Genomic DNA, 25211 nt, shown 5'->3' with positions numbered 1-25211 from the left:
CTCGTATCGCCGTTGAGGGAATTTCAATTTCTGTGGCATTGTTGCTAGCATTTTTCACTTTCTATGGCGTAGTCAAAATGCGGTGCGTCACCATTAGCGAAAAAAGCGTTGTATTCAAGGGCGAGACTTTCACTAACTGTGTCATCCGACAACTGGATCAGCACCGGGCACGAACTCTCTCCCGGAATTCCGCTGACAGCCGGGCTGCATCAGGACGACGGCACGATGCGTCCGGTGCTGCAGGACGGCCAACTTTTCGAACCGACCGGCAGCCTGGCATCGACCCATATCATCAAGCCCGATGTGCCGAGCGCCCACTATCCAAGCAGCGCAGTCAACGAATGGTTCTGTGCCAGACTGGCGCAAGGAATGGGCTTGACGGTGCCGAAGGTCGAGCTGCGCTACGTCCCTTCGCCGGTGTACATCGTGGAGCGCTTCGACCGCAGCATCGAAGCGGACCGGGTACGCCGCCTGCACACACTGGATGCGGCCCAGGTCCTGTCGCTGTCGGCCGCAGCCTCAGTTGCGCATGCTCGGCAGCATTCATCATCTGGCCATCAAGACCATGGCCAGGCAACTCGGGGCGGCGGCGCGCGGATAGTTGCGGCTTCTTCTGCGACGCTCATTCTGGTCGCGAAATCCCTGCACATGCGCAAGATTTAAGAAGGCCCGCTGCACAGAACACACATCGAAGGCCGCCGTCTTGGCGGCCCTTCTACCAGACGGTCTTGACATGCGGGTAGGCGCGAATTTTGTCATCCTTCGTGACAAGCGGGACCGAAAACTTTCGCGCCGTTGCCACGATCATCCGGTCAGCCGGATCCTTGTGAAATTCTCCTGGCAAGTTCACCGATTTCACGAGAATTTCCACATCCATCGGCACGATACGCACTGCATCGATTTCCGACACGGTATTCATCCAGCGCTCTACCTCCATGGACAGCACCAGTTTCTCGCGCTCCACGAGCATGGCGATTTCCCAGGCGGAAATAGCCGAGATGAGGATCTCGCCGTCCCCCATCTCCTTTTCAATCGTCTTGCGTGCTTTCCGGCTCAAGGTGGCATCGCCACTGACCCACCAGACCAAAGCATGCGTATCGAGAACGATCACTGGCCCGCCTCCCACGCCACATCGAGCGGCTCGGTAGGGTCTTCATAACGTAATACGGAGCCCGCCAGGATAGTCAGTGGCGCACGCTCGGCGTCCCGAAACGGACGGACTTCCACGGTGGGCTTGCCGTGGTCGGTCACCACTACGCTTTCCCCGGATGCTTCGACCTGGCGGAAATATTCCAGCGCTTTGGCCTTGAATTCCGTCTTGGATACCTGGTTGCCTTGCATGGATCACCTCTTCGTGAAACGACGATGGCCTGGATTAAGGACTTTTCACATCATGCAGCAAAAATGACTATCGTTACAAGTCATTTTGGTGGCAACATCGCTGTTCACAATGAGTGATCCCTGACCGGCGCCGCACCCTCGTTCGCGTCTGTGGCTTTACGGGATGTTTACATCCCCACTCAAAAATACAACCCGCCGTTTACGTACCCCATCCTACATTGACGTCTCCGCCACTACGGACCGGCCCAAGCCCGTCCCCCGTTCATGAGACCGATCGCCATCCTCCAGCATGAAAGCACGCAGGGCCCTGGTGTCCTGCTCGATCATCTGGAACAACACGCCCTGCCCTATCGCCTGTTCCACCCCGCCGCCGAGGGCGATGCCCCGCGCGATGCCAGCCAGTTTTCCGGCATCGTCACGCTGGGCTGCGACCACAGCGTCAATGAAGACCTGCCCTGGATTCATGCCGAACACGCCCTCCTGCAAGATGCTCTGGCCCGCGACGTGCCGGTGCTGGGCCACTGTTTCGGTGCCCAGCTGACGGCCCGCGCCATGGGCGCACGGGTCAGCCGCAACCTCTGCGCCAACATCGGCTGGAGCCCGGTCTGGGTCACGCCCCCGGCACAGCAACGTATGGGACTGGCACGTCAGGTGAGCATCTTCAACTGGCATTACGACACCTTCGAAATTCCCGTCGGCGCCGTGCGCACCATGTATGGCAGCCACTGCCTCAACAAGGGATTCATGCGCGGCAAGCAATGGGGTTTCCAGGGCCATCTCGAAGTGACCGAAGAGAGCGTGCGCAACTGGTGTGCGACCGGACGCGACGAACTGCTCTGTGCACGCGGCCCGGCGGCACAAAGCCGGGAACAGATCCTCGATCAATTGCCGGAGCGCATCGCCGCCCTGCGCCTGGTCGCCGACCAGACCTACGCGGCATGGACGCGCCAACTGAACCGCCCCCTGCGTATTTCAGTGCGGGTACCAGCGTATTACGGATGAATCCCGCAGCGCTCAGTGGAACGCAGGATGCGCGCGCAGGCGGCTCACCGCCAGATCGATGAAGGCGCGCACCTTGGCCGGGGAACGCCGCCCTTCCGGATAGAGCACGTGGATCGGCAGGGGCGGCTCTTCGAACTCGCTCATGACCCGCTGCAAGCGCCCGGCCTGGAGGTCGGCTGCCACCTGATAGGCCAGCACGCGCGTCAACCCCCAGCCCTGGCGGGCGGTGCTGATGGCGGCTTCATTGGTATTGGTCTGCAGGGCCGCATCGATCACCACACGCTGGCCATCGGCAAAGCGCCATTCCGGCGAAGCCCAGGCGCTGGTGGACGTGACGATGCGATGCTGCTTCAGATCAGCGGGCGAGGTCGGCGTGCCATGCTGGCGCAGATAGTCGGGTGAGGCACAGATCACGCGGCTGACCGAACCGACCTGGATGGCCGTGAATCCGGAATCGGGCAGATGGCCGATACGCACCGCCACATCCATGCCCTCTTCCACGATGTTGACCGGACGATCCACGAAGAAAGTCCGCGCCCGCATGCCCGGATAGAGATCGAGGTATTCCGTGACGATGGGCAGCACATGCAGCTGCCCGAACAACAAGGCCGCCGTCACCGACAGCGTGCCCGAGGGCTGGTCGTAATGGCCGGCGGCGGCCGCTTCGGCCTCCGCGATTTCAGCCAGGATGCGGCGGCAGTCTTCGAGATAGCGAGCCCCGGCTTCGGTAGTCTTGACCGAGCGCGTGGTACGCACCAGCAGCCGTGCGCCGACCAGTTCTTCCAGTCCCGCCACGGTGCGGGTGACCACCGGCGCACTCAACTGCATCTGCCGCGCCGCCCTGGCGAAACTGGCGGTCTCGGCCACTTGCACGAAGATTCGCATTGCCAGCCATCGGTCCATGTGCCTTCCTTGCCTGCCTGTCGGAGAAGGTCGCATTATGCCCTCTTCAGCGGCATCCGGAGAGCGGGACTTTCCAAAGCCTTCATATCGCCCTCACAGCGCCAGCTCCAGGCGCTGCGCATCCGTGCCAGATGGCTTGGCCGGACGCGCACAGCACAGCAGCACCTCGCCTTCGCCCACGCTGGCCTGCGGCGGCTTGAGGTAAGTCACCTCGCCGGCCAGCAAACGGGTGCGGCAAGTACCGCAGTGGCCTTCGCGGCAACTGAACTCGGGCGACAGGCCGCGTGCTTCGGCCAGCTCCAGCAAGCTGCCAGAGTCAGGTGTCCAGCGGGCTTCCTTGAGGCTTTCCATGAAGATCACCGGGACGGCCGTGTCCGCCACCGGTGCCAGCGGCACCGCCGCCTCGACGGTGTTGCCGGTGCGGGTGAGCGAGGCCGGACCAAAGGCTTCGGCATGGATGCGCTCATCGCCGATGCCGAATCCGCGCAAGCCATCGTAGAGCCCCTGCATGAAGCCGCCCGGACCGCACAGGTAAAACTCGTAATCGCCAAACGGCAGGCTGCGCGAGAGCAGGTTCATGTCGATACGGCCAGCGGCGTCGAACGCGTCGCCCTCGCGGGCGCCGGTGGTATCGCTGAGCACGCGTACCAGCCTGACCGCGCCACGCGAGGCCGCCACCAGCTCGGCCAGCTCGGCGTCGAAGGCGCGCTCGCCCATTGTGCGTGCGGCGTAAAACAAGATGGCCGGGCGCATGCGCTGGCGGCGCAATCCTTCCTGGACCAGGTGGCGCAGCATGGCCATCATCGGCGTAATGCCCACGCCCGCGGCCAGCAGCACCACCGGCCTGTCGGTGGCGGTATCGAGCGTGAAATCCCCCGCCGGGGCGCGCGACTCGATGCGGTCGCCCTCGCGCAGCTGCGCATGCAGGTATTGCGATACCACGCCCTCGCGCTTGACGCTGATGCGGTAATGCCCCTCGTGCGGTGCCGAAGACAAGGTGTAGGTGCGGATCAACGGCGCGGCCCCGGCCTCGGTCTGCGCCCGGATCGGCAGGTGCTGGCCCGGCAGCGCCGGCAGCAACCCGGCGCCATCGTCGGCCACCAGGTGGAAGGAGCGGATGGTCTCGCTTTCCTGCACGATGCGCGCCACCTTCAGGCTGCGCCACTGGCCCGCCAGGGCTTGGGCGCGCAGGCGCTCGGCGGCTTGCTGCCAGTCGCCCGTCATGAGCGCATAGGGCGAAAAGGCGTGTTCCTGGAACGCCCAGCGCAAGGCCAGTGCCGCACGGCGGCGCACGATGCGCTGCGGGCGGAAGGTCCACAGGCGCTCGGCACCCTCGAAGGCGGCGATCTCGGGGGAGTCGAGGATCACCTCAGCCTGCCCGGTCATCTGCAAGACATCGCCTGAGGCATAGTCCACAAAGAGCAAACCCGCATGGCCATTGAGCACGATGTTGCCCAGGGTCGAAAAGAACAGGTTGCCGTTGAAGTCCGGCACGGTCAGCACGCCCTCCTCATCGACCCTGACAAACCCCGGCTTGCCGCCCCGATGCGAGACATCCACCTGGCGCCGCCCTTCCAGATCGGCATAGGTGGCCACGAAGAAGGCATCGGCGCCGGCGATCAGGGCACGGGCCGGGGCGTCCAGCGTGGACAGCATCTCGCTCTGCCCGGTGTGCGCCTCGGCGGGCTCGCGGGCAAAGGAATAGTCGCGCAGCTGGATGTAGCGCGGGCAATTGCCGAAGCTCTGCTCCACCTGCACGCGCCATCCGTCGGCCAGCGGTGCGAGCACGCCATTCATGCGATTGCGGCGCCGCGTGTGCATCTCGATGCCCAGCAGGCCGACCGGCGCGCCTGCGGCCATGCCGGCGGCGGCCGGGTCTTCGGGCGCGGGACGGGCGTGCATGTCCAGCCGGGTCGGCGCAGGCGAGGCCAGGAAGCCGGGATGGCCTTCGAGGAAGGTGGCCCACGCGTCGCCCGACGCATCGACACTGCCCAGCACGATGAAGGGCAACTGGCCGTAGAAATCACGGTGCTGCTCGGGCATGAAGTCGCGCACCACGCGCTGCCCCACGGACTCCATCTTGTCGGCCACGCCGAGTTGCGCTTGCAGTTGCTTCTCACCGGCGTGCCAGGTCGGTAGCTTGGGGAAAGTGCTCATGACGGACCTCTCGAAAAGACAGTGCCAGCAATCGCCGTGACGGCGGCCTGGAAATGCGCCCGGACAATCAGGCCTGGGCAGCCCGCAGACCAGCGGCGGTGCGGGGGAAAGGCACGAAGCCGGGCAGCGCCTCGACACGTTCAAGCAAGCCCAGCACGGCCGGATAGGCGCTGAGGTCGACGTTGCCCTCGGGCGCCCCGGCCAGGTAGCTGTAGACGGCCACATCGGCGATGGTCGGGTGATCGGCGGCCAGCCATTGGCGCGTGGCCAGGTGCTGCTCCATGCGGCCCAGCAGCAGGTGCGCGCGCTGGATCACTTCTTCCGGATTGAAACGGGCACCGAAGACGGTAATGAGGCGTGCGGCGGCCGGACCATAGGCCAGCTCACCGGCGGCCACCGACAGCCAGCGCTGCACGGCGGCGGCGCCTTGGGCATCCTCGGGCAGCCAGTCGGTGCGGCCGGCCTTCTTGGCCAGGTAGACCAGGATGGCGTTGGAGTCGGCGATGACGGCATCCCCATCTTCCAGCACCGGCACCTGGCCAAAGGGATTCAAGGCGAGGAAGGCCGGCTGCTTGTGGGCGCCACCGGCCAGGTCCACGTGAATCAGCTCGGCCTCCAGGCCCAGCAGCGAAGCGAACAGGACGGCGCGATGAGCATGACCGGACAAGGGGAAATGATGGATCTTCATGGGAGGGCTCCTGGTGGATTGGGTCGGTCATGGATGTTCCTTGACCGTGACGCCAGTGTGGAGCCAAGCGCGAATGAAGAGAATCCGTGCCGTCGACACTTCTTTATTGCACAGAGAGGAATAATGTGAAGAAAAATGTGAAGGAAAAAACGAGCCCTCAACGAGAATCCGGAAGCTTCGTTCAGTCTCGCCTTCACCAGCAACGTCGCTCATCCGCCCGGTAGCGCCCAGCTCGCTTGAAGAATCGCTGGCACGGGCGTTGGCGGCCCGCGCTTGCGAACGGGAAATGTTGCCTGACGGGATGTGTGAAGAAGCCTTCATTTCCTCCTGTACGCGCCCATGTCGCTTGGTTATGATCTTTCGCGGGGAGGGCCTGTTCGGGCCCTGGGGACAGGCGGATGGCAAAGCGCAAGGGGACGCTATGCATTATCAGATCGTGCACGCCTTCGGGGCTGGAGTGTATTGCGTCTTCATTGCGCTGTTCCTGCTGGCCGCGCGCATCCCGCGCACTCCTCCCGGTGCCAACTGGTTCGCTGCCGCCATCGGCTGTGCCCTGGTGGGACGACTGGCAGTGCTCTACCTGGCGCCACTGGGCGAGCGCGCCCTGGCCAGTCCGGTGTACGGGAGCTTCCTGATCCTGGAAAAAGTGTTGCTGGTGATCGGCTTCGTGCGCTTCTTCGATCTTGGGCATCGCACCCGGCTGGTACGGCTGGTCAGCCTGGCGGCCATCATCGCCGAACTGTGGATGCTGTGGTCAGACAACCAGCTGGCCCTGCCGCTCATCAAGAGCACCAGCTATGCCCTCTTCAACGTGTTTGCGCTGGGCAGCCTGTGCTGGATGATCCTGCGCGACGACCTCGACTGTCCGCCGCTCATGCGCCGCTGCATGGCCACCGCCGCCATCGCCCTGATGCTGCACTGGGCCTGCGGCGGACTGGTCGGATCGCTCTATGCCCCCTGGCTGCGCTATGGCTTTCTGCTGGGCACGGCGTTGGTGGCGCTGCTGTATATGAGCCTGCTCACGGCCATCCTGGCACTGTTCCACCGGCGCCTGATCCAGGCCGAGGAAAAGGCACTCAAGATGGCCTTCAAGGATCCACTCACTGGCCTCTACAACAAGCATTTCATGAACAACCTGTTCGACCAGGCGCTGCTGCTGGCCACCCGGCCCCATCACCTGGTGGCGGTGTATTACATCGACCTGGACAACTTCAAACCCGTCAATGACCAGGCCGGTCATGCGGTCGGCGACAAGGTGCTCATGTGCGTGGCGCAGCGCTTGAAGGAAGCCGTGCGCAGCACCGACATCTGCGCGCGCCTGGGCGGCGATGAATTCACCGTGATCGCCACCCAACTGGAACGCCAGGACCAGGCCCCGGAAATCGCCAAGAAGCTGCTGGCCAAGCTGGCCGCCCCCATCGAGGTCGGGCAGCAGCCTTTATCCCAGCCACGGGCAAGACCTGTCGCGACTCCTGGAGCAGGCCGATGCCGCCATGTATCACGTCAAGCACCGGGGCAAGAGCGGATATGAACTCTATACCGCCGGATAGGCGATGCAGGCACGCCCGCAAGCCGGGGACAGACCGCTGGTGAAGATCCGTCCCCCCGACGTGGCAGGGCTGCGCGTCAGCGGGTGGGCAAGCCCTGGATGAACTGCCCCAGTTCGCGCGCATAGAAGCGCGCCATGCCGGTGGTACCGTGGCCGCGTGTCTCGGTACTGGCGGGGATGAGCAGCAATTGCGCACTCGGCACTTCCTTCAATGCGGCCTGCATGAGGCCGGTCTCGGGCGGGTTGCGTTCATCGTCGGCGGAATTGATGGCCAGCACCGGCACATTGATCTTCGACAGACCCGGCGCGGCGTTGTAATCGGCCGAGGAACCCCACTGGTAGATGAAGTCATTGGCGTCCGCCGTCACCGGCGCGGCCAGACGCTGATCGACCAGCTTGTCGGCCTGGACATGGGTGCCGGCGCTGGCCTGGTAGGCCAGCGTGCCGCCATTGGTGGCAATGATGAACATGTTGTTGGCCAGGCGCAGCGAGGGCGGCTGGGTGGTGTAGTTGCCATTGTTCCAGGCCGGGTCCTGCTTGATGGATTCCACCAGCATGCGCCGCATCATCCAGTTGCGGCTGGCCATCTCGGTGGGCTGGGACGCCATCGGCACCAGAGCGTCGGCAAAGCCCGGATGGGTAGCGCCCCACAGCCAGGTCTGCATGCCGCCCATGGAATTGCCGATGATCAGGCGCAGGTGCGTAATGCCCATGCCCTCGGTCAGCATGCGGTATTGCGCCAGCACCATGTCGTCATAGTTGTATTGCGGGAAGGCCGCGCGCAGTCCGTCGGAAGGCTTGCTGGACTTGCCCACGCCGATGCCGTCCGGAATGATGATGAAATACTTGCCGGCGTCCAGCGGCTGGCCGGGACCGAACAGCTGGCCGCCGAAGTCCTTGGACAGCATCGCACCAGCGCTCTGGTAGGTACCATGCAGCACCAACACCGCCGGGTTGCTGCGTTCCCCCAGCGTGATGTAGTGCAGCCGCAGGTCCTCCAGCGTCTGGCCGGTATGGAACTGGAAGCGCGGTGCCACCCAGCTGCCTTCGACCGGTTTGAGCGGTTCGGCGGCATGCACGGGAGCGGCTCCCAGCAGGAGCACGGAAGAGGTGAGCAACAGGCGGGCCGCCCGGCGCAGGCTTGAGGTCAGGGTCATGAGGTCTCTCTGGTCTGGTTATTATGAAAAATACACGCCTGCTACCCCTCTTCCCAAGGGATGGTAGGACGCAGGCCAAAGTATGTAACAACTGTAAGAGAACGTGTTGCAACTCGAATCTTTTCGAGAACAAGCTGGTCTATTGCCTTGTCCGCTCGCCTTCGCCTGCCTCTCTGAGGCAGCCTGCGCGAGCCGGGCCCTCATTCAAAAAACTTCGGGAACCAGCCCAACTTTCGATCAGGAAAAAAATCATGAAAACACTGCACAAGATCGCTGCCATTTCCATCACTGCCATCGCGCTGACCGCCATGACCGGCTGCAGCAACATGAGCACCCGCGACAAGAACACTGCCATCGGCGCCACCGTAGGCGCCGTGGGCGGCGCCATCCTGACCGGTGGCAGCGGCATCGGTACTGCCGGCGGTGCGGCCGTGGGCGGCATCATCGGCCATCAGATCGGCCGTTGAGCCGACTCCGGACGGCTACCAGCCCCTTGCAAGGGCGGTCTTCGGGCCGCCCTTGTTGCGTCTGCAGGGCCTACGCCGCCAGGAAGCCGCCATCGACCGGCACCACTGCACCCGTGAGCATGGCGGCATCCGCCGAGAGCAACATGGCGATGCTGCGCGCCACGTCCTCGGCGCTGGCGAAGCGCTGTAGCGGATGGCGCACCATCATCGGTGCCGACTTGGCCGGATCGCTCCAGGCCGCCTCGGCCAGTTCGGTCAGGGTGATGGTCGGAGCCACCGCATTGACGCGGATGCCATAGGCCCCCAGTTCCTTGGCCAGGACCCGCGTCGCGCCTTCCAGACCGGCTTTGGAGGCGGCATAGCAAAGATGCTCGGCAAAGCCGCGATGACCTGCAATCGAGCTGATGTTGACGATGGCGCCGCCTCCCCCGGCGGCCATGCGCGCCCGCGCGAAGGCCTGGCAGGTGATGAGGGCGGCGCGCAGATTCACCCCCAGAACGGCCTCGTAGGCTTCATCGCTCATCTCGGTACTGGATTGGAGCACGTTGATGCCGGCACTGTTGATGAGAAAATCCGCCGTGCCGGCCTGCGCCATGGCGCGCCGGGCGGCGGCAGGATCGGCCAGGTCGACCTGGATCGAACGAGCGCCGATTTCCTCGCGCAGGCTGGCCAGATCGCTGGCGGTGCGCGACAGGGCGATCACCTCGGCCCCTCGTTGTGCCATCAGCCGCGCGCAGGCGCGTCCTATACCCTTGCCGGCGCCGGTGATGATGACCGATGTTCCTGAAAATTCCATCCGGGTTTCCTTGTTCAATGCGCGGTGGCGGACTGCGCCGCCAGCAGCGGGGCCAGGCTGTCGCGCACCTCGCGCGCCAGTTGCTGGCTGTTGAGAAAGGCCTGATAACGCGCCTGGTGCAGTTGGCCGATGGTCTCCCCCACCGGGGCGTTGCGTCCGGCCACGCTGGACATGGCAGCCATGGCCGTCTTCAGGTCGGCATGGGTACCGGCAGCGACAGCGGCCAGCATGGCCGATCCCAGCAGCACCGGCTCCGGGCAGGCGGTGATTTCCACCGGCAGACCGGTGGCATCGGCCAGCAACTGGCGGGTGAGCGCATGCGTACCGGCGCCACCCGAGACCGCGATGCTGGCAATGCGCACCCCACACGCCGCCTGCGCCTCGATGATCTGGCGCAAGCCGTAGCCCAGGCTGCACAAACCGGCCACGTAGAACGCCACCAGGCTGTCGATGTCGTGTTCCATGCCCAGCCCCAGCAACAGCGCGCGCGCCTGCGGATCAGCCAGCGGTGAACGGTTGCCGAGGAATTCCGGCACCACGTTGATCTGCCCGGCCAGCCAGACCGCCTGCGCCGGTTGTGCAACAGCGGCAAGCGCCCGCGCGGCCAGCCACTGCGGCAACTCCATGCCCTCGGCGGCGGCTTGCTGGCGCGCTTGCGGCGTGGCCGGATGCAGCCGCAAGAGGTGATCAATGGCCGCACCCGCGGCGGACTGTCCACCTTCGTTCAGCCACATGCCGGGTGCCATGGCGTTGTAATACGGGCCCCACACGCCGGGCACGAAGACGGCCTCGGCATTGCTGGTCATGGTGCAGGACGAGGTTCCGAACACATAGGCCATGCAGGCTGCCGCATCCCCCGCACCGCCGCGCGCGGCCACCGTGCCCACACCACCGGCGTGTGCATCGATGAGTCCGGCAGCCACCGCAATACCGGGTCGCAACTGCAGTGCCTGCGCGGCCTGCCCGGACAAGCCGCCGCGCAATGCCGTACCGGGCCACACCACTTCCTGGCCGATGCGTGCAAACCCCTGGTCGGCCAGATCACCCAGGCCGATGCGACGGAAGTAGTCGGCATCCCAGCGCCCTTCATGGGCCAGATAAGTCCACTTGCAGGTGACGGTGCAGGATGAGCGCTGCAAGGATCCGGTCGCCTTCCATGTCAGGAAATCGGTGAGGTCGAAGAAATGCGCCGCCCCGTGATATACCGCCGGCAGGTGTTCCTTCAGCCACAGCAGCTTGGGTGTTTCCATCTCCGGCGAAATCACGCCGCCCACATAGGACAGCACCGCATGCCCGCCAGCATTGATGCGCTGTGCCTGCTCCAGCGCGCGATGATCCATCCACACGATGACGTCGCGCTCGGGATGGTCCGCATCGCCCACGCCCGCCGGTGCGCCTTGCACCACCAGCGAACAGGTGGCATCCACACCGATGCCGGTAACGCTGGCCGGATCGATGCCGGCCGTAGCGACCGCGGCGCGCACCGCATGACATACCGCGTCCCATATCTGGGCGCTGGATTGTTCGACGCGCGCACGGCGCTCGTCGCGGAAAAGATCGATGTCATGTCGGGCGCTGCCACACAACGTGCCGCTACGATCAAATACGCCGGCCCGGGCCGAACCGGTGCCGACATCGATGCCGATCAGATAGGTCTCCATCTTTCCTCGCTGGTTGCCTGAAGGGACCACCCTGCCGCGTGCATTGCACTCACACGCGGTCGAAATTGGTGGGCAGCACGAGCATATCGCGGATGGTCACGTTGCGATTGCGGGTCAGCATGTACTCCACCGCATCGGCCACTTCGGAAGGCTCGATCAGGCTGCCGGATTCCTTCGCCTTGCGCAGGTTCTCTTCGGGCCAGTCGGCCAGCAGCGCCGAGATCACCGGTCCCGGAGAAACCTGTCCCACCCGTATGCCATGCGGGATCATCTGGCGCCGCATGGTCTGCACGAAACAGGTGATGGCCCATTTGGAGCCCGCATAAACCGGCTCCCAGTAAGTCGGGAAATGCCCGGCCACCGAGCAGGTGACGATGATGTCGCCGCTCTTGCGCTCCATCATGTGCGGCGCCACCGCATGCACGTTCTTCATCACGGCGTTGACGTTGAGATTGAGCATCTTGTCGATGGCCTCGGGCGTGGTGTCCACCAGCTCGCCGCCGATATAGGTACCGGCATTGCAGTAGAGGATGTCGATGTGATCGACCTTCTTGAGTATCTCCGGCACCATCGCCGCGCAGCTGTCGGCATCCAGCAGATTGGTCACCTGCGGGATGGCCTTGGGACCGAGGCGTGCGGACAGTGCTTCCAGGGCCTTGGCATTCCAGTCCACCATGACCACGGTCACGCCATTGGCCAGCAGTTTTTCGGTGGTGGCAAGGCCAATGCCGGAGGCGGCGCCCGTGATGACGGCGATCTTGCCGGCCAGGGATAGTGTCATGTTCTGTCTCCTTGTGAATGAAATCAAGTATGAATAAAAGGAATGGAATTGCTCAACGCCATTCCCTGGCGATATAGATCGCCAGCAGGATGATCACGCCGCGAATGATGTCCTGCAGGTAGGGATTGATGCCCATCAGGTTCAGGCCATTGTTGAGGATGCCCAGCAGCACCGCACCGATGAGCGTGCCCACCACCAGCCCGCGCCCACCGGCGATGGCCGTGCCGCCCAGCACCACGGCGGCAATCGCATCCAGTTCGAAACCCACGCCCGCATTGGGCTGGCCTGACATCAGGCGGCCCGTGAGGATGATGGCCGCCAGCCCCGAGGTGAAACCGGAAATCGCATACACCGCCAGCTTGATGCGCGTAGTCTTCACGCCTGACAAACGCGCTGCCATCTCATTGCCGCCGATGGCATACACATGGCGACCAAAGGGCGTGCGCTGCAACAGCACCCACGCCAGGGCATAGACCACCAGCATCAGGATCACCGGCACCGGGATCATGCCGATGCGCCCCACGCCGAACCACGAGATCCAGCCCGGCAGCCCCGAGATCGGATAGCCGCCCGAGTAGATCAGCCCGACCCCGCGTGCCACGCCCATGGTGGCCAGCGTGACGATGATGGCCGGCATGCGGCCCCAGGCCACCAGTGCGCCGTTGAGCAGGCCGATAGCCACCGCCAGCGCCACCCCGGCCAGCAGTGCCACCGGTGCGGGCAGGCCGCTGTTGACGATCAGCCCGGCCGACAAGGTACCGGCCAATGCCATGGCCGCACCGACCGACAGATCGATGCCGCCCGTGAGGATGACGAAAGTCATGCCCACGGCAAGGATGCCGACAATGGACACCTGGCGCAGCACGTTGAGCCAGTTGGAGACGGTAAAGAAACTGTCCGAGGCCAGCCCCATGAGTAGCGACACCACCACCAGCCCGGCCAGCGGCAGCGCCAGTGGTGAATGGATCAGGGCGCGCCAGCGCGCCCGGGAAGCGGCGTGCACGGGGGCGGCGCCGAGAGCGTTTGCGTCATGCTGCATGGTGAAGTCTCCCGCTGGTTGCATGGGTCATGATTTCCTCGGCGGTCACGGCATCGCCTTCGACGGTGGCCACGATGCCGCCGCCCTTGAAGACGCAGACCCGGTCTGCCATGCCGACCACCTCCGGCAACTCGGAAGAAATCATGATGATGGAATAGCCTTGCGCGGTGAATTCGCGCATGAGCTGGTAAATCTCGGCCTTGGCACCCACATCGATGCCGCGCGTCGGTTCATCGAAGATCAGCACCTGCATGTGGTGATTGATCCAGCGCGCGATCACCACCTTCTGCTGGTTGCCGCCGGACAGGGTATCGACCCGCGCATGCGCATCCGGTGCCTTCACCCGCACACGCTGCATGGCCGTGCGCGTGGCGTCGGCTTCACGTCGACGGTCGAGGAAGAGGCCACCACACCGATACTTGCCGTAGTTGTTCAGCGAGATGTTGTGCAGGATGGGGAAGCTGGTGATGAGTCCCTGCTCCTTGCGACTCTCCGGCAGCAAACCGATGCCGGCCTGCAGCGCTTGCGCCGGATCGGCAAAGCGCAGCGGCACACCGCGCATGGAGAGCTGGCACTGCACCGCCGGATGCGCGCCCAGCATGGCCAGCACGGTCTCGGTGCGTCCGGACCCGACCAGACCGGCAAAGCCCAGGATCTCGCCGCGTCGCAACTGGAAGCGCGACACCGGGCCATGGCGTTTCAACTGCAGTGCCTGGACCTCCAGCACCACATCGTCTTCGGGCGCGGCCACAGGCTTGGGCGGAAAACAGTTCTCGATGCGCCGTCCGACCATCATCTCTACCAGCTGCGCCTGATCCACTTCGCTCACGGCGCAGGTGCCGATGTATGCACCATCGCGCAGCACGGTGATGCGGTCGCAGATCTCGAAGATTTCTTCCAGATGATGCGAGATGAAAATGATCGCCACCCCCTGTTCGCGCAAGCCGCGCATGACCTTGAAGAGGTGCTCGACCTCACCGGGGGTGAGGGTTGCGGTCGGTTCATCCAGCACCAGGATGCGGGCGTCGAGTGCCAGTGCCTTGGCGATCTCGACAAACTGTTGCTGCGCCACCGAGAGCCTGCACACGGGCACATCCAAAGCAATCTCCACGCCCAGTTGCGCGATGATCTGCGCCGCACGACGCTTCATGGCCGCGCGTTGCAGCAGGCCGAACCTACCGCGTTGTTCGCGGGCGAGGAACATGTTGTCCACCGCATCCAGATAGGGGATCAGTGAAAACTCCTGAAACACCACACCGACGCCCGCTGCGATGGCTTCGTGATAGCGGGCGAAGCGGCGCGGTTCACCATCGATGCGGATCTCGCCGCCGTCCGGCGCGACGATGCCGCAGAGGATCTTCATCAGCGTGGACTTGCCCGCGCCGTTCTCGCCCAGCAGCGCGTGGACTTCACCGGCGCGCACCTCCAGATCGACACCGCGCAGCACTGTCACGGGGCCAAAGTTCTTCTTGATACCAGTCAGTTGGAGCATGGCTGCCTCCATCGAGGGAAAGGAAGGTGCGGCAACGCATGGCTGCCGCACCGACGGCTTACCAGCTGAAGCCGGCCGCGTTCTTCTTGGTCACCGGCATGACGTCGATGGGCACTTCCTTGGGCACCACGCGCGCGCCCCATTTCTTGGCAAGGGCCATGGCCAGGCCCACGCGCACCTGGTCACGCGGGAACTGCGCGGTGGTCTCGATGAAGGGGCCGCCATCGGCAATGGCCTTGACCGCTTCCGGCGCACCATCCACCGAAGTGAGCTTGATATCCTTGCCGCTGCCCTGGATGGCCGCCAGTGCGCCCATGGCACCGCCGTCATTGACGGAGAAGATGCCCTTGAGGTTGGGGCGCGCCTGGATCATGTTCTCCACCACGCCCAGCGCCACCGAGCGGTCCTGACGGCCGTTCTGGGTGGCCACCAGCTTGATGTCCTTGTACTCGGCCAGGGCCTGCTTGCAACCTTCCACGCGCTGCAGGATGGGTACCACGGGGATGCCGTCGAGGATGGCCACCTCGCCCTTGCCGCCGATGGCATCAGCCAGCGCACGGCAGGATTGGTAACCGGCATCCTTGTTCTTGGAACCGACGAACATGTCCACCGGGCCGGAGGCATTGGCATCGACCGCCACAACGATCACGTTGCGCGCCTTGGCCGCTTTCACTGCCGCTTCCACGCCAGCGGAGTCGGTCGGGTTGATGAGCAGGATGTCGATGTTCTGTTGCAACATGTCTTCGATATCGGCGATCTGCTTGGCCACGTTGTGGGCAGCATCGGTGACGATGACCTTGGCGCCGAAGGACTTGGCGGCCTCATCGAGCGCCTTCTTCATCGAGACGAAATAGGGGTTGTTCATTTCCTGGAAGCTCATGCCGATCTTGAGCCTGGACAGTTCCTGCGCGCCTGCCGGTGCGGTGAAGGCCACCAGCGTGGCGGTGGACAGGGCCAGTGCGGTCAGTGCTTTCTTCATTGCAGTCTCCATTGTTGTTGGTCGTGTGCTTGATGACGGGATTGCCCGGCATGCTCGTTACGAAGTGACAGGCGACACCTGTCCTGTTCCGGAAAGCGGGGCTTTCCTGAATGCGGCTTCCCCGGATCAGGGAAATGATCTAAATGATTTCTCAGATTCCGCCGACGCTATCCGGTGGCGGCAAAGAGGCCATTGCTGGCAAAGGTATTGCGGAACTCCGAAGGCGACATGCCCTTGATCTTCTGGAAGTGCCGGTTGAAATTGGAGAGATTGGAAAACCCGGTCTCGTAGCAGATGTCGGTGATGCGCGCCTCCGGATTGTTGAGCAGGGCCAGGCAGGCCAGGTCCACGCGCAGCTGGTTCTTGTAGCGTACCAGCGTGGTCCCGGTGTGCCGCTTGAAGGCGCGCGAGAAGGTACTCAGGTTCTGCCCCACCATGTCGGCCAGGTCCTGTTCGCCGATGTCATCGGTGAGGTGCTCGCGCAGATAGGCGATGGCGCGATTGAGGCCGCTGCTGTTCACGCCGGAGAGATCGAGCTTGTAGGAGAGACTGGCCAGCACTTCGGGTTCGGGCGAATTGGCCAGCACGTCGAGGATTTCCCAGAACAACGCCAGCCGTTTCAGGCCGCGCTGGTCGATCAGTCGCTGCATCAGCGGGCGCACCATATCGCTGGTGGCGGCATCGAAGAGCAGGCCGCGATGGCTGCGCTCCAGCAGCGGCATGATGGCATCCATCTCGGGGATACTGGCCGCGCACTGGTCTACCAGTTGCTCGGGGAACTGGATCACCAGCGAGCGCACCGGCACCACTTCATCGCGGCCGATATTGGAAATCCAGTTCTGCGGCAGATTGGGACCGGTCATCACCAGCTGGCCGGGCGCGAAATCGCCGATGTGGTCACCAACATAGAAACGGCCCGAGGTCGCCACCACCAGGTGGATCTCGTACTCCGGATGGTAGTGCCAGCGCACGGTACGGAAGGGGTAGCCGTGCATCCATGCCGCAAAGGATTCCCCCTTGCGGATATGGACCAGTTCCAGGTCGGGCTGCATCATGTCTCCTCTCAATCGAGAGCATTTTCTTTGTGGAATCTGACAAATCGCTGTTGTCAGTTTTCGCCATGTACTGCATCTTAGTGCCCGTCTGGCTGGGGCTTCTACATCACCAGCGAAGAGGGACTGATACTTTTTTGCATTTTTGAACAAAGAGAATGAAATACGATGCACGGCAGCAAAACGGCCCTCCGGGCTCCGTCTGCGCCCGATTTGTCATGCCCCTGTTGCATTGAAGGGGCATCATCGCGCACCATGGCGCAGCGCACACCGCGCGCCGTCCCCCTGAACGTACCGGAAGTCCCATGCAAATCCTGGCCAACATCAATCTCGATTCCCTGCTCGATACCTTCATCAGCCTCACCGCCGCCTTCGTGCTGGGTGGCCTGATCGGCCTGGAACGCCAGTACCGGCAGCGTACTGCCGGCCTGCGCACCAATGTGCTGGTGGCGCTGGGGGCGGCGGTCTTCGTGGACATGGCCAACCGCCTGGGCGGGCATGACGGCGCGGTCCATGTGGTGGCCTATGTGGTCTCGGGCGTCGGTTTTCTGGGCGCGGGCGTGATCATGCGCGAGGAAGGCAATGTGCGCGGCATCAACACCGCCGCCACCTTGTGGGGCTCGGCGGCGGTCGGTGCGGCAGCGGGCGCGGACCTGATCCTGGAAGCGATCCTGGCGACCCTCTTCGTGCTGGCCGCCAATACCCTGCTGCGCCCGGTGGTCAATACCATCAACCGCAAGCCGCTGGACGTGCCCTCGGTGGAAGTGACCAACACCCTCCACCTGATCGTGGAGAGCGCACACCAGAAACGTGTGCTGACCGCCGTGACCGACATGCTGGAGCAAAGCCGCCATCCTACGCACGACCTGGATGTGCGGCCCTTTACCGATGATGAGGTGGAAATCGAAGCCACCCTGGCGGCCACTTCCGTGGATGGCGATGAGCTCGATGCGCTGGTCGAGCGGCTGCTGGCCTTGCCGGCCGTGAAACAGGCGTTCTGGAGTCCCAGTACGACCGATTGATCAATTAGTAGCGCTGAACTTGCCGCGCAACCACTTCACCGGCCCGCCGATGAGCGGCAATTTCTGCCACAGCTCTTCAGCCGCATCCCAGTAGTCGCGGTGCTCGATGACCAGCCCCGCTGCATCGAAGCGCAAATGCGTCGCTCCCAGCACCGTGTAGAACCGGCCCTTGAGCCGGAACTCGAAACGCCAGGTGGCAAAGCCCTGTGCGCCCTGCCCCATGCGCTCCAGGATCACGAAGCGTGGCTCTTCCGTGGTCTCGAACATGTGCGCGAAGATGGCGCGGATGGAACGCAGGCCCTTGATGTCGTTGAAGGGATCCTTGAACAGGGCCTCTTGTGAATAAAATTCACCAATCCGTTCCAGGCTGCCGGGGTCCAGCGCGCCATACCAGTCCAGCAAACGGTCCAGGTGCTGCATGGTCAGCTCAACAGAAAACGCTGGAACAGGACGAAGCGCAGCCGGAACGGCAGCAGCCGAAGGATCTTCAGCCAGGCCGTGAAGCGCCGCGGGAAGTGGATCTCGAAGCGGCCTTCGGAGATCCCGCGCCAGATGGCGGTGGCCGCCTGCTGCGGCGTCTGGATGGCCGGCATGGGAAAGTCGTTCTTGTCGGTCAGGTCGGTTTTCACGAAACCCGGATTGATCAGGTACACGTTCAATCCCTTGGGCCGCAAATCGCTATAAAGAATTTCCGCCAGATTGATCAGTGCGGCCTTGCCCGGACCATATACGGTCGCCCCCGGCAGCCCCACATAACCGGCCACGCTGGCCACCAGCGCAATGCCGCCGCTGCCGCGCGCCAGCATGTCGGGCAAGGCCGCACCCAATGCCGAATAGACGCTGGCGACGTTGGTGCGCAGGGTGTGTTCGGCCTCGTCTTCCTGGACTTCCCAACTGCGCTCGGGACGATACTTGGCCGCACAAAAGACCAGCAGATCGACACCGCCGAAGGCTTCCACGATGCGCGCATGCTGGTCGCGCCAGGCATCATGGCAGAGCACATCCAGCGGCGCGATGAAGGCATTCTTGTGGGCCGCCGCCACCTCTTGCAGCACATCGGCCCGGCGCGCCGAGAGTGCCACCCGGGCACCGGCCTGCAACGCCTGGCGGGCCAGCTCGGCGCCGATACCGCTGGAGGCGCCGACCAGCCAGATGCGCAGGCCGCGCAAGTCACTGACCGGTTGATTCATCGGACCAAACAACACAGCCGGGCGCGAGATCGGGGCGCGCTCGCCGGCGGCGCCGACAGCCTCCTTGGTCAAGGGCTTGGACTGGGTGTTCATACGCCCTCCTTGCGGAAGAACAGCGTGACCTGGCCCACTTCCACACCGAACTTGCTCATGCTGGTGCGGTTGATGAGGGTGCGCTCGTCCATCTGGTACATCCAGTCATCCATCTGGACTTCGTATTGCTTGTCATCGACCGGCAGCAGCAACGTGTAATTCCAGTGCAGCGCATTGCCGGCCGTATGGCCGATGGCCTCGCCGATGACGTCACCGGCACGTCCACGCCAGCTGTTGTCGGGCTGGCGTACCAGGGTCCAGATGCGGGTCTGGGTCTGGCCATCGTCATAACGGAAACGCTCGTCCAGCGTGAGCGTATTGCCCTCCACGGTGCCGGTCACGACCACGTGAAAACGCCGCGCCACTTCGCCGCTGCGCTTCTGGAACATGCCCCAGGCTTCCGTGCGGCCCTTGAAGAAGACCGCCGGATCGAACACCGGTGTCTTGCCTGCATAGTCCGACAATTGTTGCGAGGCGCAACCACCCAGCAGCACTGCCAGCAGCGCCAGTCCCAACCAGGTCCACAGGCGCGCGGGCAGGTCCGGGCGCATCAGCTTGGCATCCATGACTCACTCCTTTTGCAAGAGGAATTGCACCACATCGGTCTGGCCTTCATCGAAGCCGACTTCGCAGAACACGTAATACAGCTGCCACAGGCGGCGGAAGCGCTCATCGAAACCTTGCGCGGCGATGGTCTCGCGCTCGGACTGGAAGGCATCGTTCCAGCGACGCAGGGTCTCGGCATAGTCACGGCCAAAATGGAAACGGTCACGCGTGGCCAGGCCGGCACGCTGGGCGCAGCGCGAGAAACGCTCATGACTGGGCAGCATGCCGCCCGGGAAGATGAATTCGCGGATGAAGTCGGCACTGTCGCGATAGCGCTCGAAGACGGCCTCATCGATGGTGATCGACTGGATCAGCGCACGACCGCCGGGTTTCAGGCGCGCCGAGACGGTATCGAAATAGGTCTGCCAGAAGCGCTCGCCGACTGCCTCGAACATCTCGATGGAGACGATGGCGTCGTATTGGCCGTCCAGATCGCGGTAGTCGCACAGTTCGAGATGCGCCAGATGCTCCAGTTGCTGATGGCGCATGCGTTCCTGAGCGAAGGCCAGTTGCGAGGGCGAGATCGTCACGCCATGCACGCGGATGCCCAGGCGCGCTGCGTGTTCGGCAAAACCGCCCCAGCCGCAGCCGATTTCCAGGACGCGGTCCCCCGCGCGCAGCCCGAGCTGGTCGACGATGCGCTGGTACTTGGCGGCCTGGGCTGACACCAGGCTCTGGCCGGGCGCACTGAAGATGGCGGAGGAATAGGTCATCGTCGGGTCCAGCCACAGACGATAGAAATCATTGCCCAGGTCGTAGTGCGCATGGATGTTGCGACGGCTGCCGCTGCGTGTATTGGAGCGCAGCAGGTGGCGCAGACGGTACCACAGCGAGGCCAGGCGTCCGCCCTCGACGGCGCTGGAAAGCGCCGCGCGGTTGCGCATGGCCAGGCGCAGCAGTGCGGCCAGGTCGGGGGTATCCACCCAGCCGTTGCCGTAGGCTTCACCAAAGCCGATGTCGCCGGCACGCAGGATGGCACCGCAGGCGCGCCAGTCGAGGATGCGCAGTTGCGCGCTGGGTGGCTGGCGCAGATCGCCGAAGGTCAGCGTGGTGCCGTGGGGCGTGATCAGTTCCAGGTGGCCGTGGTTGAGACGCTCGAGCATCGCCAGGAACAGGCGAGCCGAAATCGGTCCGGCACGACGGCCGGTAGTCTGCAATGCGGGGCTGCGGTTCACGATAGGGTTTCCTTTCCAGAAGAAGGTCCTGCGGCGGCGGCGCGCTCAGGCTTGCTGAACCAGGGCACGCGCTTGCGCCACAACAGCAAGGCCTGCCAGTGGATACGGGCGACCACGCCCAGGGTAAGCAGTGGCTGTGCACACAGCGCACCGAAGGCTGTGGCCGCAGTCAGGGGGTGCAAACGGCCACCGATGGAGGTACGCATCAGGGGTTGCAGGCCGCGTGTTGTCTGCGCAGGTTGGCCGTGGTCGTAATAATCGATGCCAACGAAGGCGGTATCTCCGCCGGCATCCGGATGTCGCAATTGATCGCGGAAGCGGAAGCGATAGAAGCCACGCACTTCGCAGAACGGCGAGACGTGCATCAGCTTGTTGCAGACCAAGTGCGTGTGTTCATCGATGACGCCCTGTTCGGGTGCCGAGAGCAGGTAGTGCTGGGTCTCGCCGAAGGTGTTGTTGACCTCGGTCAGCACGGCGCGCAGATGGCCCTCACGGTCGTGGCACAGGAAAAAGCTGACCGGATTGAAAACGAAGCCGAACAGGCGCGGAAAGGTCTGCAACCAGATCGTCCCATCGTGCGGCAAGCCTGCCTCTTGCAGATGCGCGCGTACCCAGTGCGACAGATCGCTGCCATCACGGGGACCATAGTCGCGCGTACGCACGCACATCGGACGGCGGCGATTTACGCCGAACCAGGCATTGCCGGTCTCGTTGAGGCGCGCCAGATCGAGACGCACGCAGAACACCGGATAGACAAACTTGTGCGGCACCGGGCGCAGGCGCTGGTGCATCACCTGTCCGCTCAGCAACAGCGCGGGCGCGTCAGTGCGGGAGGTCAGCGAAATAGTCACGGGGACGCCCAATCCGGCGTTACGCCGAAATCCTTGATCACGCGCAGGGCCGATTTGAGGCCGTCTTCATGGAAGCCGTAACCCGTCCAGGCGCCGGCAAACCAGGCGCGATGCTTGCCCTGGATCTCGGGCAGGCGGCGCTGGGCATCGATGGCGGGCTGGTCGAAGACCGGATGCTCGTAATCGAAACGGCCCATCACGGTGGCCGGATGCGGTGGCTGCGGCGGGTTCAGCGTGAGCACGACGTCGGTCTTGCAGGGCAGGTCCTGCAGGCGATTCAACCAGTAGCTCACGCACACCGCACGGCTGCCATCGCCGTGACGCGAACCGAGGTAGTTCCAGGCCGACCAGACCTTGTCCAGGCGCGGCATGAGCGAGACGTCGCTATGCAGCCAGGCGGTATTGGCCTGGTAGCGCACGACCGCGAGCACCTGGTGCTCCTCGATGGTGGCGTCCTGCAGCAGGGCCAGGGTCTGGGGCGCGTGGGTGGCGAAGACCACGGCATCGAACTGTTCTTCGCGGGGTTCGGCACCGCCACTGCGCACCAGCACACCCCGCTCGTTGCGGGTGACGCTGGCCAGACGACTGCCCAGGCGCACATCGTCCAGGGTGGCGGCGATGCGCCGCACGTACTCGCGCGAGCCGCCGCGCACGGTACGCCAGCGCGGACGGTTGTTGACCTGCAGCAGGCCGTGATTGATGCAGAAGCGCAAAAAGGTCGCCGCCGGAAAATCCAGGATGTCCGCAGGCGAACTGGACCAGATCGCCGCGGCCATCGGAATCAGATAGGCATCACCGAACAGGGCACCATAACCGCCCTCCTTGAGCAGTTGGCGCAGGCTCACCGGTCGGCCTTCGCAGGCGGCCAGGTTGGTATGGGCCGCACGATTGAAGCGCAGGATGTCACGCAGCATGCCCAGGAAAGACGGCTGCAACAGGCGCTGGCGCTGGGCGAAGACGGTATCGAGGTTGGTGCCGGCCCATTCGAAGCGCCCTTCATCCATCGACACGCCGAAGGACATGTCGGTGTCGTAGGTCTCGACCTTGAGCTCTTCAAACAGCGCAATCAGGTTGGGATAGGTCCAGTCATTGAAGACCAGGAAGCCGGTATCGACCGGGAAAGGCACACCCTCCGGGGCGATCTCCACCGTATTGGCGTGACCGCCCAGCGTGGGCGCGGCCTCGAACAGCACCACCTGATGCTTGCGCGCCAGCAGGTAGGCGCTGGCCAGGCCGGAAATGCCGGCGCCGATGACGGCGATGCGCTGTCCTGTGCCCGGCGCGTTGGCTGCTACGTCTGGAGTCATGAAAACTTGCCCGCCTATGTCTTTGTTATTGAAGTTCCGCCGTTGCCAGTCCGTGGGAAACCTTCCCCGCCCTGCTGGCCCGTGCCGCTTTGGTGACCGGGGCGGCGCCTTGTGGCCGCCCTTTTTGGCCTGTCGCGCCGCTTATTTGCTATTCATCCTTGATTTAGGTGCTAAGATTACTACCAAAGAAAAATAAAATCTACTAATTAGTAACTTAAACTACCAATGAGTATTTTCGGCAAACTGAGCTTCAAGGACCAAGCCTTCAAATTACGGGAAAACGCCATCCTGGATGCGGCCACGTCGGTACTGGGCAGCAAGGGCTATGACCTGATGACCATGGACGATGTGGCTGGTGCAGTGGGTATCTCCAAACCCAGCCTGTACAAGCATTTCAAGTCCAAGGAAGAGCTGATCGGCGAGACCATGCTGCGCCTCATCGATGGTGCCATCGACCAGTTGGCGGAGCTCGAACACATCGCCAGCCCGCGCGGCAAGCTCGAAGCGATGCTGGAATGGGCGCTGCGGGTGCGGCTGGAGGGCGGACTGCCGTTCCTGCCGTCCACCAGCGCGCATGTGCGCGAGATGCTCATGCGCAACGTCAAGTACGTCATGCGCGTGCTCAAGCTCAACGGCCAGCTGGAAAAGCTGGTGAAGGAAGCGCAGAAGAATGGGGAGCTCGATGCCGCCCTGCCCAGCGACGTGGTGTTGTACAGCTACTACGCACGCACCTGTGACCCGGCGGTGGATTACCTGCAGAAGTTCAGCAAGATGAGCGATGACGAGATCGTGAAATACATGCTGCACGTGGCCTTCAACGGTTTCACGCGCTGACGTGCACAGCCGCCGTGCTCGAGGGCGGCTGTGCCCTTGCCTGACTTACAAGCCGTAGCAGCGCGCCGCCGTCGCGCCCCATAGCTGTTCGCTTTGCGCTTCCGACAGACGGGTGGCCGCCCACTCGCGCAGCACGCCGGCCACCGTGGCATAGGAGGCGGCCAGCAGGCACACCGGCCAGTCCGAGCCGAACATCAGGCGCTGCGGCCCGAAGGCTTCCAGCGCGGTATCCAGGCACAACACGATATTGTCGTAATCCTTCTGTCGCAATCCGCGCAGCCAATCCGCCTCGGTCACCAGCCCCGACAACTTGCAGGCCACATGCGGCATGGCGGCCAGTGCACGCAACTGGCGTTTCCAGTCACTGAAGGAAGCTTCATTTCGCCCGAAATCCGCCAGGGCCGGCTTGCCCAGGTGATCCAGCACCAGCCAGTGGCGGTCATGGCGTGCGCAGAAAGCCTGCACCTCCTGCATCTGCCTGGCGTAGACCAGCACGTCATAGACCAGTCCCTGCTGCTGCAACCATTGGATGCCGGCATTGAAGGCCGGGGCCTCGACGAAGGCCGTGACGTCGGCTTCATCCTGGATCTGGTGACGCAGTCCGACCAGCTTGTCCCGCCCCCACTGCGCCACATTGGCGGCCAGGTGGGGCGAAGAGATGTCTTCCCAGCCCACCACACCGGCAATGCGATGGTCGGCGCGCGCCAGATCCAGCAGGAAGCCGGTTTCTTCGCGTCCGGCGCGGGCCTGCACGGCAATCGAGCCCTGCAAGCCTTCGGCCGCCAGGACCGGATGCAGTTGCCCGGGCAGGCGATCACAGGCCAGCAGTTCCATGCCCTTGCCGATCCAGGGATAGTCGTCGGCGCGATAGCGCCAGAAATGCTGATGAGCGTCGATGCGGAGGGGTTTCATGATGCAGTCTCGGGAGGGGGAGGAGAATGAGGGCATCCACATTTCCCGGTTTTTTTCTGGCTGAAAAACGCGGGAACGGGAAATGAAAAACGCGGGCGCCGCAAGCGCGCGGCGCCCCTGATCTCCCCGGACCCTGCCGGGGAAACCGGTGAACGCA

Annotated in this window: 27 protein-coding genes; 6 read left to right on the top strand and 21 right to left on the bottom strand. The window is 63.8% G+C overall.

Annotated features, from left to right (window positions below; translation table 11 throughout):
* The first annotated feature begins 138 nt into the window (after positions 1–138).
* Complete coding sequence (locus tag GWL_RS02095) at positions 139–663, top strand: HipA domain-containing protein (RefSeq protein WP_237713506.1); 525 nt, start codon at positions 139–141, stop codon at positions 661–663.
* A 52-nt stretch (positions 664–715) separates the two neighbouring features.
* On the opposite strand, the gene GWL_RS02090 is transcribed toward GWL_RS02095, so the two are convergent.
* Together GWL_RS02090 and GWL_RS02085 are read right to left on the bottom strand one after the other, a co-directional pair.
* Complete coding sequence (locus GWL_RS02090) at positions 716–1111, bottom strand: type II toxin-antitoxin system VapC family toxin (protein WP_008326180.1); 396 nt, start codon at positions 1109–1111, stop codon at positions 716–718.
* Positions 1108–1341, bottom strand: a complete 234-nt coding sequence (locus tag GWL_RS02085; protein WP_008326179.1) for a type II toxin-antitoxin system Phd/YefM family antitoxin — start codon at positions 1339–1341, stop codon at positions 1108–1110. The genes GWL_RS02090 and GWL_RS02085 overlap by 4 nt, the downstream gene beginning before the upstream one ends.
* 264 nt (positions 1342–1605) lie before the next feature.
* Here GWL_RS02085 and GWL_RS02080 point away from each other — a divergent pair, with 264 nt between their 5' ends.
* Positions 1606–2343 (top strand): type 1 glutamine amidotransferase, encoded by a 738-nt coding sequence (locus GWL_RS02080; RefSeq protein ID WP_008326178.1) that lies wholly within the window; start codon positions 1606–1608, stop codon positions 2341–2343.
* 12 nt (positions 2344–2355) lie between these two features.
* Here the strand turns inward: GWL_RS02080 and GWL_RS02075 are convergent, their stop codons facing one another.
* The 4 genes from GWL_RS02075 to GWL_RS23225 form a co-directional block, all read right to left on the bottom strand.
* Complete coding sequence (locus GWL_RS02075; protein WP_008326177.1) at positions 2356–3246, bottom strand: LysR family transcriptional regulator; 891 nt, start codon at positions 3244–3246, stop codon at positions 2356–2358.
* Positions 3247–3339: 93 nt separating this feature from the next.
* Positions 3340–5403 (bottom strand): pyridoxamine 5'-phosphate oxidase family protein, encoded by a 2064-nt coding sequence (locus GWL_RS02070; protein WP_008326176.1) that lies wholly within the window; start codon positions 5401–5403, stop codon positions 3340–3342.
* Between the two features lie 67 nt (positions 5404–5470).
* Positions 5471–6091, bottom strand: a complete 621-nt coding sequence (locus GWL_RS02065; RefSeq protein WP_008326175.1) for a glutathione S-transferase family protein — start codon at positions 6089–6091, stop codon at positions 5471–5473.
* A gap of 27 nt (positions 6092–6118) precedes the next feature.
* Entirely contained in the window at positions 6119–6412 is a 294-nt protein-coding gene (locus tag GWL_RS23225) for a hypothetical protein (RefSeq protein WP_008326174.1), read from the bottom strand.
* A 100-nt stretch (positions 6413–6512) separates the two neighbouring features.
* Between GWL_RS23225 and GWL_RS02060 the strand changes: the two genes are divergently transcribed.
* A complete protein-coding gene (locus GWL_RS02060; RefSeq protein WP_008326173.1) occupies positions 6513–7622 on the top strand; it encodes a diguanylate cyclase domain-containing protein in 1110 nt (369 codons plus the stop codon).
* Between the two features lie 95 nt (positions 7623–7717).
* On the opposite strand, the gene GWL_RS02055 is transcribed toward GWL_RS02060, so the two are convergent.
* Complete coding sequence (locus GWL_RS02055; protein ID WP_008326172.1) at positions 7718–8797, bottom strand: alpha/beta fold hydrolase; 1080 nt, start codon at positions 8795–8797, stop codon at positions 7718–7720.
* Positions 8798–9048: 251 nt separating this feature from the next.
* Between GWL_RS02055 and GWL_RS02050 the strand changes: the two genes are divergently transcribed.
* On the top strand, positions 9049–9264 hold the full coding sequence (locus GWL_RS02050) for a glycine zipper 2TM domain-containing protein (RefSeq protein ID WP_008326171.1): 216 nt from the start codon (positions 9049–9051) through the stop codon (positions 9262–9264).
* Positions 9265–9334: 70 nt separating this feature from the next.
* Here GWL_RS02050 and GWL_RS02045 read toward each other — a convergent pair whose 3' ends face one another.
* The 7 genes from GWL_RS02045 to GWL_RS02015 all read right to left on the bottom strand — a co-directional run bounded on the left by GWL_RS02045 (position 9335) and on the right by GWL_RS02015 (position 17067).
* Positions 9335–10060 (bottom strand): SDR family oxidoreductase, encoded by a 726-nt coding sequence (locus GWL_RS02045; RefSeq protein ID WP_008326170.1) that lies wholly within the window; start codon positions 10058–10060, stop codon positions 9335–9337.
* Positions 10061–10074: 14 nt separating this feature from the next.
* Positions 10075–11721 (bottom strand): FGGY-family carbohydrate kinase, encoded by a 1647-nt coding sequence (locus GWL_RS02040; RefSeq protein ID WP_008326169.1) that lies wholly within the window; start codon positions 11719–11721, stop codon positions 10075–10077.
* A gap of 49 nt (positions 11722–11770) precedes the next feature.
* Entirely contained in the window at positions 11771–12502 is a 732-nt protein-coding gene (locus GWL_RS02035) for an SDR family oxidoreductase (RefSeq protein WP_008326168.1), read from the bottom strand.
* A 52-nt stretch (positions 12503–12554) separates the two neighbouring features.
* Positions 12555–13541 carry an ABC transporter permease gene (locus GWL_RS02030; RefSeq protein ID WP_034349824.1) on the bottom strand — a complete coding sequence of 329 codons (987 nt, stop codon included), beginning with the start codon at positions 13539–13541 and terminating at the stop codon, positions 12555–12557.
* Complete coding sequence (locus tag GWL_RS02025) at positions 13531–15033, bottom strand: sugar ABC transporter ATP-binding protein (protein WP_008326165.1); 1503 nt, start codon at positions 15031–15033, stop codon at positions 13531–13533. The genes GWL_RS02030 and GWL_RS02025 overlap by 11 nt, the downstream gene beginning before the upstream one ends.
* A gap of 58 nt (positions 15034–15091) precedes the next feature.
* Positions 15092–16012, bottom strand: a complete 921-nt coding sequence (locus GWL_RS02020) for an ABC transporter substrate-binding protein (protein WP_008326164.1) — start codon at positions 16010–16012, stop codon at positions 15092–15094.
* A 167-nt stretch (positions 16013–16179) separates the two neighbouring features.
* The gene (locus tag GWL_RS02015; RefSeq protein WP_237713505.1) at positions 16180–17067 is read right to left on the bottom strand and encodes an AraC family transcriptional regulator; all 888 of its coding nucleotides are present in this window, start codon (positions 17065–17067) and stop codon (positions 16180–16182) included.
* Positions 17068–17369: 302 nt separating this feature from the next.
* On the opposite strand from GWL_RS02015, the gene GWL_RS02010 reads away from it, so the two are divergent.
* Entirely contained in the window at positions 17370–18086 is a 717-nt protein-coding gene (locus tag GWL_RS02010) for an MgtC/SapB family protein (protein ID WP_008326162.1), read from the top strand.
* On the opposite strand, the gene GWL_RS02005 is transcribed toward GWL_RS02010, so the two are convergent.
* From GWL_RS02005 to GWL_RS01980, 6 genes are read right to left on the bottom strand one after another with little or no spacing between them, the layout of a single operon-like run.
* Positions 18087–18506, bottom strand: a complete 420-nt coding sequence (locus GWL_RS02005; protein ID WP_008326161.1) for a nuclear transport factor 2 family protein — start codon at positions 18504–18506, stop codon at positions 18087–18089. It abuts the gene before it with no gap.
* Between the two features lie 2 nt (positions 18507–18508).
* Entirely contained in the window at positions 18509–19369 is an 861-nt protein-coding gene (locus tag GWL_RS02000) for an SDR family NAD(P)-dependent oxidoreductase (protein WP_008326160.1), read from the bottom strand.
* Positions 19366–19935: a DUF3833 domain-containing protein gene (locus GWL_RS01995; protein ID WP_008326159.1), complete on the bottom strand. Its 570-nt coding sequence runs from the start codon at positions 19933–19935 to the stop codon at positions 19366–19368. Before GWL_RS01995 ends, GWL_RS02000 begins: the two co-directional genes overlap by 4 nt.
* Before the next feature lie 3 nt (positions 19936–19938).
* Positions 19939–21150, bottom strand: a complete 1212-nt coding sequence (locus GWL_RS01990; protein WP_008326158.1) for a cyclopropane-fatty-acyl-phospholipid synthase family protein — start codon at positions 21148–21150, stop codon at positions 19939–19941.
* Complete coding sequence (locus GWL_RS01985; protein WP_034349915.1) at positions 21147–22001, bottom strand: DUF1365 domain-containing protein; 855 nt, start codon at positions 21999–22001, stop codon at positions 21147–21149. Before GWL_RS01985 ends, GWL_RS01990 begins: the two co-directional genes overlap by 4 nt.
* Positions 21998–23308, bottom strand: a complete 1311-nt coding sequence (locus GWL_RS01980; RefSeq protein WP_008326156.1) for an NAD(P)/FAD-dependent oxidoreductase — start codon at positions 23306–23308, stop codon at positions 21998–22000. Before GWL_RS01980 ends, GWL_RS01985 begins: the two co-directional genes overlap by 4 nt.
* Before the next feature lie 225 nt (positions 23309–23533).
* Here GWL_RS01980 and GWL_RS01975 point away from each other — a divergent pair, with 225 nt between their 5' ends.
* Entirely contained in the window at positions 23534–24142 is a 609-nt protein-coding gene (locus GWL_RS01975) for a TetR/AcrR family transcriptional regulator (RefSeq protein WP_008326155.1), read from the top strand.
* A gap of 45 nt (positions 24143–24187) precedes the next feature.
* On the opposite strand, the gene GWL_RS01970 is transcribed toward GWL_RS01975, so the two are convergent.
* Positions 24188–25054, bottom strand: coding sequence for an amidohydrolase (locus tag GWL_RS01970; protein ID WP_008326154.1), 867 nt, complete (start codon positions 25052–25054; stop codon positions 24188–24190).
* Positions 25055–25211: the final 157 nt, after the last annotated feature.

It is taken from the genome of Herbaspirillum sp. GW103 (genome assembly GCF_000261365.1).
Taxonomy (GTDB): domain Bacteria; phylum Pseudomonadota; class Gammaproteobacteria; order Burkholderiales; family Burkholderiaceae_D; genus Herbaspirillum.
The sequence above is the reverse complement of the archived record's forward strand: the minus strand, read 5'-3'. Positions and strand labels throughout refer to the sequence as shown.